Raw genomic sequence first — 13,740 nt, forward strand, 5'->3', positions numbered from 1 at the left:
CCTAGATTCGGCGACCAATAGAATAATATTGAATACCTCGGCTAGAAAGACGCTCTGGCTCGTACAGGTTACGACCGTCAAAGATAACAGCCTGATTTAGAGCCTGCTTAATAAAATCAAAATCTGGCGCCTTAAAATTCTGCCACTCTGTACAGATGATAAGCCCGTCCGCACCACTGAGAGTCGCCTCTTTCGTCCCCATCAAGCGCAAGTCTGAACGTGGGCCATAGATTCGCTGCGCTTCTTCCATTGCTTTTGGATCGAAAGCCTGAACCGTTGCACCCGCCTCCCATAACGCTTCCATCAAAACTCGACTCGGGGCTTCACGCATATCATCTGTTCGAGGCTTAAAAGCTAACCCCCATAATGCCAACGTCTTGTTTCGCAACTGCTCTCTACCACCAAAGTGTGTTTGCACTAGGTCATACAACTTGTGCTTTTGATAGAAGTTAACGTTCTCGACCGCTTTCAATATTTCACTACTATATCCGAAGCTTTCGGAGGTCTTAATTAACGCCTGAATATCTTTAGGAAAACATGAACCACCATAACCACAACCAGGATAGATAAAGTGGTAACCAATACGCTCATCACTGCCAATACCTTTACGAACATCTTCAATATTCGCTCCAACGCGCTCCGCAATATTCGCCATTTCATTCATGAAGCTGATCTTAGTTGCCAACATGCTGTTCGCGGCGTACTTAGTTAACTCTGCTGATTTTACATCCATAAAGATCAACTTTTCATGATTGCGATTGAATGGCGCATAGAGCTCACGCATCAGCTCTTTAAGTTGTTGATAGCGCGCATGATGTTTGTCTACACCAACAATGATGCGGTCTGGGCGAGTACAGTCGGTAACTGCGGTGCCCTCTTTAAGAAATTCAGGATTAGACAATACCGCCACGTCCAATGAGTTCAATCCTCGACGAGCCAGTTGAAGCTTAATCTCACACTCTACGGCTTGAGCGGTTCCCACAGGTACGGTGGATTTATTCACCACCACTTTGTCTTCGTGAATGTACTTACCAATTTCTGACGCTACCGCAAGCACATAATTGAGATCGGCAGAGCCATCTTGATCCTGAGGAGTGCCGACAGCAATAAAAATGACGTCTGACCGATTCAGCTCATGCTCTGCGGAGGTCGTGAAAGTGAGCCGACCCGCAAAGGAGTTTTCAGCGACCAGCTTTTCTAGTCCTGGTTCGTATATTGGGACAACACCATTTCTCAATTTTGCAATACGTTCTTCATCGACATCGATACAGCACACATTATGCCCAGCATCACTCAAAACCGCGGCTTGTACCAACCCCACATAACCACTACCAAAAATTGCTACTCTCATTGTCATACCAGCTTCTAATGTCACCAGTACTAAGTGTCCCGGGGGAAAATGACAAGCTGCTTACGCTTTTGAGGCAGTAATTTGACAAGCGTTGTGAATCAAACTGAGAAACAGGGAGTAGAGTTATTGAGCCGCAGCGGCTCCCATAGTATCGAGAGAAAGCGCGATGCGAGTGCCTTTATTCACTTCGCTCTGAACATTAATCGCACCTGCAAGTTTCTGTGTACAAATGTTATAGACCATATGTAGGCCAAGGCCTGTACCACCTCTTGCACGTAGGGTAGTAAAAAACGGCTGAAAGATTTTTTTCTGGTTTTCTGGCGCAATGCCGACACCATTATCCTCTACGATAATATCAATACGGTTACTGGATTGGTGCACATTAACCATAATCACGCGTTGAGCTTCATCTTGCTCTTCACCAAAGCCATGCAGTGCACTATTGTTGAGAAGCTCTTCTACCACACACTGGAGCGAGATCGGTGGTAAGAACGCTTGCAATGTCTCTTCACATTCGATTTCAACCTCGATCGATTTCTGCAATAAAGTATCTTTAACATGCAAAACGGCATCATTCAGCATGGGTTTGAGATCAATCAGCTTAGGCTCTTCTGTCGTCATTTTCTGATTGACTTGCTTGAGCTTACTGACCAAATCAACCGAGCGTTCGATATTGTTCACTATCATTTCAATACATTCATTAGCGACGTTGAGAAAGCGGTTCAGGTCATCTGTAGTAATAGTCCGTTCCGAAAACTTCTTCGCCACTTCATCAAGATGCTCGCTGAGAACAGAAAGACTCGTAACAGAGATGCCCAGCGGCGTATTCAACTCGTGCGCCACCCCCACAACCATCCCAGTCAGTGCAGACATCTTTTCCGCTTCCATGAGTTGATCTTGAGTGCGTTTAAATTTCTCGATGAGTGTTTGGATGGAGTGCTCACTGGTTTCAATTTGCATGGCTTGATTTTCAATTTCGCCTTCCACTTCATCAATCAGCGAGCGTAAACTGACAATCATTGAATGAAGTGAGTTCGCCATTACGTCTTTATCACTACTCGGAACAATATCCACATCATCAAGGTTACCTTTTGCTACGTGGTGTAACACATCGATATTGGCCTCTAGCCTATCCATTAAATGATTGAAAGAAATGGCAACGTCACCCGCTTCCGTACCGATTTCCACCGGCACGCGTTTTGAGTAATCACCGTCTCGACTGATGCCTTCAATCACTCTAAGGGTCTCAAGCCAACTCATCTGGACACCATGCTCTGTGACATTCAAACCAAGCTCTTCATCCTGAGGAGACACCCTGTCGAGATGAAAACACTTCAATAGTTGAAAACATGCATAAGAGTTAATGCCAGACCAAAACAAGATCACCAGAATACCAACAGCTTGCACCATCACGTCCCAGACCAACTCACCATTTTGCGTCAAGCTGAGTGAATAGCCGGTGTATATAACGCCTAAAATACCGCAGAACAAATGAACTGGGATGGCACCAACAGGGTCATCTATCTTAAGTGCTACTAGGATTCTTTCGCCGTAGTACACCGTAATGGATGCCAGAAAACCCAGCAGAGCAACCTCAAATGTATTAAAGATATTGGCGCCCGCTGTCACGATAACTAACCCACCCAGAACACTATTGAGCGTGACAAACACTGGCACGTGTTTGGACCGATGGACAAGAATCAGAGTGACAAATCCTGACACGGCACCACAAAGGACAGTGTTAAACAAAACGACAGGAACACGTGCATCGAATTGGTAGAAACTCCCACCATTAAAACCGAGCCAAGCAAACACCATTAAAAACACGCCGATCGTAACCAGAGTGTGATTATAGGAGGGGATTTCATTTACTTGTTGTGTGCCAATGAATCGGTCTTTGCGTGGCCCTATGATCATCGTACCGACTAAACCAATCATGCCACCTACAACATGAACCGTCGCACCTCCAGCAAAATCTTGAAAACCAAGTATGTAGAGCCAAGAATTAGGGTTCCAAGTCCAGTAGGACACCACTGGGTACGTCAGTATACCAATGAAAGCCGACGTATAAATATAACCGCGAAAACTCATTCGCTCGGCAACACAACCTGAGACAATAGTCGCGGCGGTCGCAACAAACATCAGGTTAAACATCACAACGGGAAAGTCTTCACTTGTTAGAGGGAAAGTGTCGAATGAGAAAAGCGAGCTGCCCTGTGCTAAATGGAAACCAACGAAAACATAGACGACAGACACCACTAGAAAGTCTGCCATGTTCTTCATCGCGACATTGACAGAATTCTTCGCGCGAACACAACCGGTTTCGATTAGGGTAAAGCCAGCTTGCATGAAGAATGCAATACAAGTGCAAACCAGCAACCATAGAAGAGACACAAAGTCCGTCCCAGCCATACTTACCTTTAGAGTTATACTTCCCTACTTATCAGTAAGCGTAGTCGATGACTACGAACTCTGATACATATCAGTTATAAATGTTAAAACGCATATTTAAGCCGTGACTGCTCTTTACCAAAAATTGACCAATAAAGTGTGGCAGCCTGTTTAAGAATTCACTAAGATAGTCGTTGTTGTGGGCACGCATCTCATCCCACATTTCCTATTTCGAAGCGCCTAACTCTGTTTTCTTACCTTTGAAATAGGCTCTCTCATAACTAGAAGCAATTTGTGTATTCATATGGACCAAGATAAGTTTACTCATATCTATCGCTTACCGACTGCGACACAGATACGTATAGCCAAATGGCAGCAGACATTTAATGGCACCTCTGATCTGGTCATTCATCAGGCGATTGAAACCCGGAATAAGCAATATCGTAAGCCTAACTTCTTTCCATCTGGTTGGAGCGTAACGCTATTCGACAAAGAGGATATCTCGATCACCAATCATGGTAAGTACATACAGACTGCAATGCGTACCATGCTTGATCGAAAAGTGTCTTATAAACGGATCTACTTGACTCGCCTGCCGCTAGAGGAAGCCGAGCCCGCTTTGAACAACTTTAAGTTGGAGTGGATCTCAAAGCACAATCGTGTTGCACGGAAGTACAACCAAATCAAGAAGAAAGAGTTTCTTCGCTACGCCCGTGAAGAAGAAGAAACTTTGTACCCTTCTATCCCCAAAGGTGAGTTTGACCGAGCCTTGTGGAACAGACTGGTTATTTCAGAGCTGGGGCCACAAAAGAAATTCGATAATCCTTATTTCGTCAAAAAGGCCAAAGTTTAAATACAAAAGCAGCCATTTGGCTGCTTTTTATCGCTCGTATTTGTCCATAATTTCCTGATATAAAGACTTTCCAGACTGACCTTTGGTGTTCTTGAGCATATCAACACCCTTTTGCAGCTTAGCAAGTACTTCCGGTTTAACATCAACGTTAAAAGCGTAATAGATCAGACCTTCCCTCACAACATAAACAGATTCAAACAAACTCGGATCGACCTCAGCTTGCTTAGACCACCAAATTGCTGCGCGATGGGCGTAAACCAAAAGGTCAATACGCTTTTTCATTAGCTGCTCCGCCAACGTTGTCACGTAATTGGCTTCCTGCATTGAGTTCCTTGGCAAACCCATCGCTAGCAGGGTTTGCTCACCGATATCATCTCTGATTACCCCGATACGGTAATTGGCCATATCCATTGGCTTTTCAATTGTAATGTCCGCATCTTTTCGCGCCAAAACGACAATTTTTATATCAGCGATAGGGCCAACCCAATTAAACAGCGTTTCTCTGTGTTCTGAACGTGTCGTAGAAAACAACACCGAATTATCATGAGTTAACACCGTTCGATATGAACGAGCCCAAGGTTGTAAAGTCACCTGCGACATATCAATCTCTTCCCCGACCATCTTACTTGCGGCAAGGAGGATTTCCACGGCATAACCTGTAATTTTATCGCCTTCCATATAATTGGCAGGGGGATAAGACTCAGTAAAAAATGACAGCTCACGAAGGTCATCGGAGTATCCGGCTACAGATACCGAAGAGAAAGAAGCAGACAACGCAATGAGTAGTGACAGAAGAGAATACATTCGCTTCATGACAAACTCCCAGTTAGTGAGTACTTTATAAAGTTAGCCCACACAACGGGAGTTCTAAAGAAAAATAGCGGATTTATACCAAGCCGTTGCGCTGTAATCCCCTACGAACTCCATTGCACATCTTACCAAAGCGGCGAATTTCATCGAATTGAGGCGTAATACCCCGCTCCATCGCCGATTCCCAATAGGTCAGTTCAGAATCAACCAGCTCCAGTAACTTTTTCGGGCACCCCACACAACTGCCCTTTGAACCACAAACAAAGGTTTCCGGTGCGTACAAAGGAAGCTCTTGCTTCACTTGCTGAATGATGGAAAGCATTGCGCTCATCCTATCTGGCTTTTTGCTCATCGCCTGGTTTTGGTGTTCAATAATAATGCGGGAAGTATAATGCGCCTACAGACAATGCCAATACCCATTAAGAATTAGTGGTTACTAACTTAGAACGACGTTTCCTCATGAACGGTCGACTTGGTGCCTTAACCACCAAGTAAACTGCAGTCGCTGCCAGCACAAACCCTAGCATCCCAAGACCATCAAAAGACTCACCAAATACGAGCCATGCTTGGATTGCCGTCGTTGGAGGCACGAGATAAAAAACCGAAGCCACTTTCGACGATGCACCATTTTCCACCATATAGAGCAGAAGCAGAATCGCAACGCAGGACAGCACAACAACGAGCCAAGTTAGCGTAAAAATGAACTCTGTTGTCCATTGGACTTCCATGGTTTCAAAATTCATTGCATAAGGGAGGAATAAGCAAGCTGCCGCGAGATACTGGACCATAGCACTACCTACCATATCGGCCCCTTTGCAAAAGCGTTTTTGATACAAAGTACCCAAAGTGATCCCGATCAGCGACAGCACACACAGAGCGATGGCAGCAAACTTATGCGTTTCCTCTTGCCATTGAGTTTTGCCAATCAAGACTAAACTGATACCTACAAACCCCAGAGCTAAGCCTATCCACTGCGATACTTTGAATTGCTCGCGGCTGAAAGCGACTAATAAGATGGCGGTTAATATCGGCTGAATACCAACCAGAAGCGAGCTCAACCCCGCAGGCATTCCTAAATCAATCGCAATATAGGTACCACCCAGATAAAAGCCATGAATTAAAACTCCTACCACGCAGCTATGCCAAAACAACTTGCCTTGCGGTATCGAGCGACGCAGTAAAGCAATCAGCAATAAAAAGAACCCTACATTGGCCAGCATGCGAATCGTGAGTAATGTCGCTGGCTCCGCATATTGCAGACCCAACCTAGCTCCTACAAAGCCCGATGCCCAAAGCACCACAAATACAAACGGGATTAACCTCACCAACATGTCATTTCCTCTGGCTTTTTCTCTTCAATTAGCGCTACTTTAATAAGGGACAGATAAATCAAAAAGACACAGATTGAGTATTTTTAATGGGTACAGATTCATTAGCAGACAATAAGTTTGTTCAAGTAGAGCACCACATTCGACAAGCGATTCACAATGGTATTTATCAACCTGAAGACAAACTGCCATCGATCCGTCAACTGGTTGCCGACCTGAACGTCAGCAAAAATACCGTCATTAGAGCCTATCAGGAGATGGAAGCCGAAGAGCTCATTTATGCGGTACCCAAATCAGGCTATCGAGTTAAAGCGACACAGCCAAGGGAGTTGCACCAGCAGCCACCTCAGTCCGTCGATCTGCTGTCTGTGTCGAAAGAAATCCTCAGCTATCCAGAGGAGAAAGAGTTGTTACCGACTGGCTCTGCTCATCCAAACATTCAGACTCCCGCCATCAAATCGCTGTATGCGGAAATAGGTCGTCATAGCAGAATGCAAAGTCACATGCCGAGTCATTATCAACTGCCTCCGGGGAATGATAGGCTCATCAAGCAGTTGGCAAAAATCAGCCGTGATCTTGGTGTCAAAGCCAATCCGAATGATCTAGCCATCACTCACGGAGCTCAACAGGCAATCAGTCTTGCACTTCGCGCTCTAACCACACCCGGAGACATCGTCGCCGTGGAGTCCCCCTGTTACTTTGGAAATCTGCTTTTGATGGAATCACTTGGGCTAAAAGTGGTCGAGATTTCGAGTTGTACCCGCAATGGTATGGACCCTAAAGCGCTCGAAAATGCGATTCAGGAATGGCCTATTGCCGTAATTCTCATAACACCCAATTTCACTAATCCAACAGGGTCACGGATGCCTGAAGAACGGCGCGTTGAACTTCTCAACGTTTCTAAAGATATCCCAATTATCGAAGACGACGTTTTTGGCGCACTGGCATTTGATAGCGGCGTATTGCCACTGAAAACACTCGATAACCAAGATCGAGTTATCTACGTGAATTCACTGTCAAAGATGCTCGATTCCAGATTACGAATCGGTTGGATTCTTTCTGGAAAGTATCGTTCAGAGATCGAGAAGTATCTGATTTGTGACAATATGGGCAGCTTGAACCTGATGCAATCCGCTGTAGGCGAATTTCTATCGACAGGAAAGTATCGACAGCATATCAATAAGATGCAGCGTACCTATCAACAAAACAACCGTCGTTTCAGCCTACTGCTTACAACAGCGTTAAACCGCTATACTGAGCTCCGTAATAGTTACCACCTATCTCAGCCGCAAGGATCTTTTTTGGTTTGGCTTACTTTGCCCGAGTCGGTTGACAGCTTCGCTCTCTATAAGGAATGCAATAAACATAAGATCAGCATCCTACCAGGAACTGTATTTGCAACCGCGGATCAATTTCGCCACTGTATCCGTCTGAGTACCGCTAACTTTGAAGATACTTCGGAGTGGCATCAAGGCATCGAACTATTGGCTAAACTGATTCACCAGCAGGTTATCCAATCTACACAGACCCTGATATAACTCTCTGATTAAACATTTAAATTTCTCCGTCGCTCTCGTATATTTAGATTCGACGGATAACCCATCACACACAAGGATGACATCACCATGACTCCCATCACTGCACAAGAAGTCCTGTCCTTTTGGTTTGAAGAGTTAGAACCTAAAGACTGGTTTGTAAGTAGCGAACAGCTAGACAATACAATCACGCAACGTTTTGGTGACCTATTACAGTGCGCCGCGAAATCTGAGCTTTATAGCTGGCGTACCAACGCTCTTGGTCGATTGGCGGAAGTCATTGTGCTCGACCAGTTTTCACGTAATGTCTATCGTAATACGCCCAAAGCTTTTGCTCAGGACCCACTGGCACTGGCGCTGGCACAAGAGGCCATCGCTTTAGGTAAAGATGCCGAGCTTTCTCCAACACAGCAGTCTTTTCTCTACATGCCGTTTATGCACAGTGAATCTTTATTGATTCATGAGCGTGCCGTTGAGTTATTCAAAGCACCGGGCATGGAAAATAACTACGAATTCGAGATCAAACATAAGGTCATCATAGATAGATTTGGTCGCTATCCGCACCGAAACGAGATTCTAGGAAGAGAAAGTACTGCCGAAGAAATTGAATTTCTGACTCAGCCAGGCTCTAGCTTCTAACTTCGATAATGAGTACGTTTCTCGCAGGTTTTACGCTCGGCCTTTCATTAATCTTCGCCATCGGGGCACAGAACGCGTTCGTCCTTAAGCAAGGAATCAAACAGCACCATGTGTTTTTGGTCTGTTTGATTTGCTCGCTTTCAGACGCCATCCTGATTTCTGCTGGTGTTGCAGGGTTTGGTTTAATCGTAGCGAAATTTCCTTTGATTGAACTAGTCGCCCGTTATGGCGGTGGCCTGTTTTTGCTCTGGTACGGTCTACGCAGCCTATATTCAGCTTACACGGCAAATCACGCCCTCAACCCTGCGGGTGATTCAACACAAAGTGCTTTAAAAACGGCATTGATGTGCCTAGCTTTTACTTGGCTAAATCCACACGTCTATCTGGATACCGTCGTATTGCTTGGCTCCATCTCTACCCAATACGAACCGAATAAATTGCAGTTTGCTCTTGGCGCTGTCAGTGCCTCATTTGTATTCTTTTTCAGCCTTGGATATGGGGCTAAGCGCCTGATTCCAGCTTTCCGCCATGCTCGCTCATGGAAAATACTCGAAGCAATCATCGGAATCATCATGCTTGTGCTAGCGTATAACTTAGTATTTTGATTTTAGGGAGTCACCAACATGATTGAAGTGAAAGGGTTAGATCACATCGTTCTAAGGACGAGTAACATCAAAGATATGCTTCACTTCTATCGAGATATTTTACACTGCCCTATCGAACGCGAACTTCCAGAACTTGGCCTAACACAGCTTCGCGCAGGTAGCGCCATCATTGACTTGGTTTGCGTCGACAGTACGCTGGGTAAACTGGGTGGTAAAGCGCCCAGCCAGAATGGTCGCAATGTCGATCACTTCTGCCTTCAAATCGCGCCACTAGAAGAGAACGCTCTGCTTAACTATCTCGACCAATGCGGGCTTATCTATCAACCCTTTGCAGAACGATACGGTGCTCAAGGCTTTGGTCGCTCAATATATATTCATGATCCAGAGGGAAATGTGGTCGAGCTCAAAGCGCAAATATTGACTTAACACTATCGCTACATTTCTTGGATCATCTCTTTTAATATATGCACCTCATTGGTTAAAAGGACTGTGCTGTGCGTATTGCAATATTGGATGACTATCAAGATCAAGTTCGTCACTTAGACTGTTATAAAAAACTGAATGACCATGATGTCACTGTTTTTTCTGACATCCCCTCAAACGAGAGTCAATTGATCGAACAGCTTCAACCGTTTGAAGTATTAGTTCTGATTCGAGAACGCACCATCATCACTCCCAATCTGCTTAAAAACCTGCCAAACCTTAAACTCATCAGCCAGACCGGAAAAATCAGCAATCACCTAAACCTAACGGATTGCGATCAACATCAGGTGGCTGTTGCCGAAGGCATTGGTTCCCCTATTGCTCCGTCTGAGTTGTGTTGGTCATTAATTATGGCAGCCAGTCGCCATATTCCTGCTTACCTCGAACGGTTCAAGCAAGGGCACTGGCAACAATCTGGACAGCCTACATTAGGGCGGACACTAAATGGACAAACCCTTGGCATTTGGGGCTTTGGTAAAATCGGACAACGCATCGCTAAATACGCTGAAGTGTTTGGAATGCATGTGATGGTCTGGGGCAGTGAATCCTCCAGGCAAAATGCTATAGAGATGGGTTACCAAGCCGCAAACAGTCGAGAAACCTTTTTTGAACAATGCGATGTGATTTCACTGCACCTGAGACTTAACGATGCAACACGACACATTGTCAGTCAGAAAGATTTAGACGCAATGAAGTCGGATTCGTTGCTGGTTAACATCAGTCGGGCTGAACTCATTGAGCCAAATGCGCTCTATCAAACACTGGCTACGGCTCCAACCAAACAAGCCGCCGTGGATGTTTTTGACTATGAGCCCGCGACAAAAGACAACGAACCTCTATTGAGTTTACCCAGCGTGATTGCAACACCACACTTAGGCTACGTAGAGCAAGGCAGTTATGAGCTCTACTTTCAACACGCCTTTGACAATATCCTCTCCTTCGCTAAAGGTGACTATAGCAACATCGCCAACGCCTATATTCTGGAGTAATGGTCATGATCACACTCATCAACGGAGATATCACTCGAGCTCAAGTAGATGCTATCGTCAATGCGGCTAACCCAAAGATGCTGGGTGGCGGAGGCGTTGATGGTGCAATTCATAGAGCAGCAGGTTCAGAGCTCCTGAAAGCCTGCCAGCAGGTAGAAGCCGTTGATGGTGTGCGTTGTCCTTCAGGCCAAGCAAGAATAACCACCTCAGGTAAATTAAGAGCAAAATATGTTATTCATACTGTCGGCCCTATTTATCATCAAGTTGCTAATCCTGAACAAATATTGCAATCTGCCTATCGTGAATCGCTTAAGCTGGCACTTACTCATCGGTGCCTAAGCATTGCCTTCCCAGCAATTTCTTGCGGCGTTTATGGTTATCCATTACAGGAAGCCGCCGAGATTGCGCTAACGGTATGCACAGAGAGCCAATTTGCTCAGCTGGACATTCAGTTTTACCTTTTTGGTGAAGAAATGATGACCATCTGGCAACACGTTCAGAAGACACTCATTCAGGAACACTTATGATCAGACATATTCTACTTATTCAATTTAAATCGAATGCTTCATCACAGCAAATTGAAGAGCTCAAGGCTTCATTTCTATCCATGCCAACCAAAATTGAAGGTGTCGATAGCGTAGAATGGGGGCTCAATGACAGCCCAGAAGGAAAAAATAAGCACTACACCCACTGCGTTATGATGACGTTCGCTGATGAAGCAGGTCGAGACCGTTACCTGCCCCACCCAGAGCATGATGCTTTGAAAGAGATTTTCAGACCAATCCTTGAAGACATTGTGGTGTTTGATTACACGGTATGATGCGATGAACCTTTTACAATCCATCCCTGATGACCTATCAGAAGAAATTTTTGAAGACCTCCTGTCCGGTTATTCTTTTCGCCTTGAGCGCATCATCTCAAAGGGGCAAAGATCCGAACCAGATTTTTGGTATGACCAAGACGAACATGAATGGGTCGTGGTGCTAACAGGCTACGCTCGCCTCCAGTACCCTGACGGAAAGGAAGTTGAGCTGAGGGCTGGTGACCATATCAAAATACCGGCCCATACTAAGCATAGAGTCAGCTACACCACGCCAGATGAAGAAACGATCTGGCTTGCCATCTTTTATAAGGACTGAGCATGATCTCTTGTAACCAATACGATTACATCGAAATAGCCTGCCTCTATCATATCCCTGTTCGGTTAGTGACGGAGTCGGGCCAGATTGTTGAAGGCAAAGCGATGACAACCAGCTATGATGCCCATCGAAGGGAGTCCATCGTCATCGCGACAGCAACGGGTGAAACACAGCTACCGACCGAAGCCTTGGTTTCTATGACAGCCTTGATAGAAAACCCGCATTTCAAAGACATAAAATTCACTCAGGTCAGTTAGTGCTAGTACAACCTTCATTAGCTTGATGTTAGACTGAGCTTCTATTTCATTTAGTGGTAAAAAGGTAATTTGATGAACCCAATTCTAGAGACGTTGAAAGAGAACAACATCAGCAACGAGCAAATCAACGAACTGTTTCAGACGTTGACACAGAACCCTCTAGCAGCCATGGCAACCATCAGCCAACTTGGTCTACCACAAGAGAAGCTACAACTTCTTATGGGCCAAGTAATGCAAAATCCAGCGCTAATTAAAGAAGCTGTTGAAGAGCTTGGTCTAGACTTATCTAAAGTCGAAGAAGCTAAATCGAAGCTTCAGCAATAAGCAAAAATCAGTCTAGAGAAGCCGCCTATCTTTTGATTGGCGGCTTTTTTATATCAGGAGGACTTTTGATAATCAGATTGGCTACCGGTAATACTACTCAACAATGACATCGAATCTCATCGACTGAAAAAGCCATCTACTCTCCCAGATGAATCACTTAACTCTTAATCTAATCTGAGTATGCTTAGTCCTCGATTATAGCGCTGTACAAATTTCTAATATTGAACTTTTTTGCCCACCAGCAATCATATGTTATAACATAACAAAATCATTATTATTACAGTACAAATGAGCAAAATCGACGGCTTCTTCGAGCCATGTATACGCCTTATAAAACGAATCTCTGGTACTAAAAATAGCTTCTCTTCAGATCACCATGATCGTATGCAAGAAAGTAGGTGCAATAAGATCGGGCTTTTTCTCGCATTGATTATTGCTCCCTCAGTACAGGCCCACCCTCACTCTTGGATCGATTTGAAGACCTATATTCAAGGCAAAAACGGAATGATCACAAGTTTGAAGATGGAGTGGACATTTGACGCGATGACATCCGCCTACATGTTAGACGGAAAAGATATGAGCGCTGAAAATGAGCAATCATCTTTGCAAGAGGTATCCGCCTCTGTGCTAGAGAATATGCTGTATGAACACTACTTTACCTATTTCTATGATGGCGAAGCGCCTATCAAATACAAAGTCGCTCAGAAAGGGACTCTAGCCCGTAATCGGTCAAAACTCGTTCTGAGCTTCGAACTGCCTCTTTCAAAACCCCAACCCGTGACACGAGATTCTCTACGCTTACTTATTTTCGAACCCAGTTACTATGTCGATATGGCCTGGAAATCATCCAATGACGTGGTTTTGTCTCCAGAACTGGATCGACAGTGTGATTTAGAGATGATTGAACCAAACCCTACTCCTGAACAGATGAGCTATGCAATGTCATTACCAGCGGATGCAGACCCAGATAATGCATTAGGACAGCTGTTTACCCAGACCGTCAAAATCCACTGTGCGAGCATCCCTTCCATCTAAA

General features: G+C 44.9%; 17 protein-coding genes. 12 read left to right on the forward strand and 5 right to left on the reverse strand.

What is annotated here, in order from left to right:
• Position 1 precedes the first annotated feature (1 nt).
• On the reverse strand, positions 2-1,351 hold the full coding sequence (locus tag FIU99_RS19110) for a UDP-glucose/GDP-mannose dehydrogenase family protein (protein WP_039952055.1): 1,350 nt from the start codon (positions 1,349-1,351) through the stop codon (positions 2-4).
• Positions 1,352-1,474: 123 nt separating this feature from the next.
• The gene (locus FIU99_RS19115; protein WP_006960596.1) at positions 1,475-3,763 is read right to left on the reverse strand and encodes an ATP-binding protein; all 2,289 of its coding nucleotides are present in this window, start codon (positions 3,761-3,763) and stop codon (positions 1,475-1,477) included.
• Between the two features lie 283 nt (positions 3,764-4,046).
• On the opposite strand from FIU99_RS19115, the gene FIU99_RS19120 reads away from it, so the two are divergent.
• On the forward strand, positions 4,047-4,595 hold the full coding sequence (locus FIU99_RS19120; RefSeq protein ID WP_006960594.1) for a hypothetical protein: 549 nt from the start codon (positions 4,047-4,049) through the stop codon (positions 4,593-4,595).
• A 27-nt stretch (positions 4,596-4,622) separates the two neighbouring features.
• On the opposite strand, the gene FIU99_RS19125 is transcribed toward FIU99_RS19120, so the two are convergent.
• The 3 genes from FIU99_RS19125 to FIU99_RS19135 form a co-directional block, all read right to left on the reverse strand.
• A complete protein-coding gene (locus tag FIU99_RS19125) occupies positions 4,623-5,408 on the reverse strand; it encodes an ABC transporter substrate-binding protein (RefSeq protein ID WP_052126595.1) in 786 nt (261 codons plus the stop codon).
• Positions 5,409-5,481: 73 nt separating this feature from the next.
• On the reverse strand, positions 5,482-5,757 hold the full coding sequence (locus FIU99_RS19130) for a hypothetical protein (RefSeq protein WP_029236156.1): 276 nt from the start codon (positions 5,755-5,757) through the stop codon (positions 5,482-5,484).
• 67 nt (positions 5,758-5,824) lie between these two features.
• A complete protein-coding gene (locus tag FIU99_RS19135; RefSeq protein WP_152472474.1) occupies positions 5,825-6,736 on the reverse strand; it encodes a DMT family transporter in 912 nt (303 codons plus the stop codon).
• Positions 6,737-6,822: 86 nt separating this feature from the next.
• On the opposite strand from FIU99_RS19135, the gene FIU99_RS19140 reads away from it, so the two are divergent.
• The 11 genes from FIU99_RS19140 to FIU99_RS19190 all read left to right on the forward strand — a co-directional run bounded on the left by FIU99_RS19140 (position 6,823) and on the right by FIU99_RS19190 (position 13,739).
• On the forward strand, positions 6,823-8,271 hold the full coding sequence (locus tag FIU99_RS19140) for a PLP-dependent aminotransferase family protein (RefSeq protein WP_152472475.1): 1,449 nt from the start codon (positions 6,823-6,825) through the stop codon (positions 8,269-8,271).
• 87 nt (positions 8,272-8,358) lie between these two features.
• A complete protein-coding gene (locus FIU99_RS19145; RefSeq protein WP_019276195.1) occupies positions 8,359-8,907 on the forward strand; it encodes a DUF924 family protein in 549 nt (182 codons plus the stop codon).
• Between the two features lie 8 nt (positions 8,908-8,915).
• Positions 8,916-9,512 (forward strand): LysE/ArgO family amino acid transporter, encoded by a 597-nt coding sequence (locus FIU99_RS19150; protein WP_152472476.1) that lies wholly within the window; start codon positions 8,916-8,918, stop codon positions 9,510-9,512.
• Between the two features lie 18 nt (positions 9,513-9,530).
• Complete coding sequence (locus FIU99_RS19155; protein WP_152472477.1) at positions 9,531-9,938, forward strand: VOC family protein; 408 nt, start codon at positions 9,531-9,533, stop codon at positions 9,936-9,938.
• A gap of 68 nt (positions 9,939-10,006) precedes the next feature.
• The gene (locus tag FIU99_RS19160) at positions 10,007-10,984 is read left to right on the forward strand and encodes a D-2-hydroxyacid dehydrogenase family protein (RefSeq protein WP_152472478.1); all 978 of its coding nucleotides are present in this window, start codon (positions 10,007-10,009) and stop codon (positions 10,982-10,984) included.
• On the forward strand, positions 10,984-11,511 hold the full coding sequence (locus tag FIU99_RS19165) for an O-acetyl-ADP-ribose deacetylase (protein ID WP_040121373.1): 528 nt from the start codon (positions 10,984-10,986) through the stop codon (positions 11,509-11,511). Before FIU99_RS19160 ends, FIU99_RS19165 begins: the two co-directional genes overlap by 1 nt.
• Positions 11,508-11,804: a Dabb family protein gene (locus FIU99_RS19170; RefSeq protein ID WP_021455366.1), complete on the forward strand. Its 297-nt coding sequence runs from the start codon at positions 11,508-11,510 to the stop codon at positions 11,802-11,804. Before FIU99_RS19165 ends, FIU99_RS19170 begins: the two co-directional genes overlap by 4 nt.
• A gap of 4 nt (positions 11,805-11,808) precedes the next feature.
• Complete coding sequence (locus FIU99_RS19175; protein WP_152472479.1) at positions 11,809-12,123, forward strand: cupin domain-containing protein; 315 nt, start codon at positions 11,809-11,811, stop codon at positions 12,121-12,123.
• A 2-nt stretch (positions 12,124-12,125) separates the two neighbouring features.
• Complete coding sequence (locus tag FIU99_RS19180) at positions 12,126-12,380, forward strand: Rho-binding antiterminator (RefSeq protein WP_152472480.1); 255 nt, start codon at positions 12,126-12,128, stop codon at positions 12,378-12,380.
• Positions 12,381-12,452: 72 nt separating this feature from the next.
• A complete protein-coding gene (locus tag FIU99_RS19185; RefSeq protein WP_152472481.1) occupies positions 12,453-12,704 on the forward strand; it encodes a DUF2999 family protein in 252 nt (83 codons plus the stop codon).
• Positions 12,705-13,088: 384 nt separating this feature from the next.
• A complete protein-coding gene (locus FIU99_RS19190) occupies positions 13,089-13,739 on the forward strand; it encodes a DUF1007 family protein (protein ID WP_253899458.1) in 651 nt (216 codons plus the stop codon).
• Position 13,740 lies beyond the last annotated feature (1 nt).

The sequence above is a fragment of the Vibrio sp. THAF64 genome, assembly GCF_009363455.1.
GTDB classification, from domain to species: domain Bacteria; phylum Pseudomonadota; class Gammaproteobacteria; order Enterobacterales; family Vibrionaceae; genus Vibrio; species Vibrio coralliilyticus.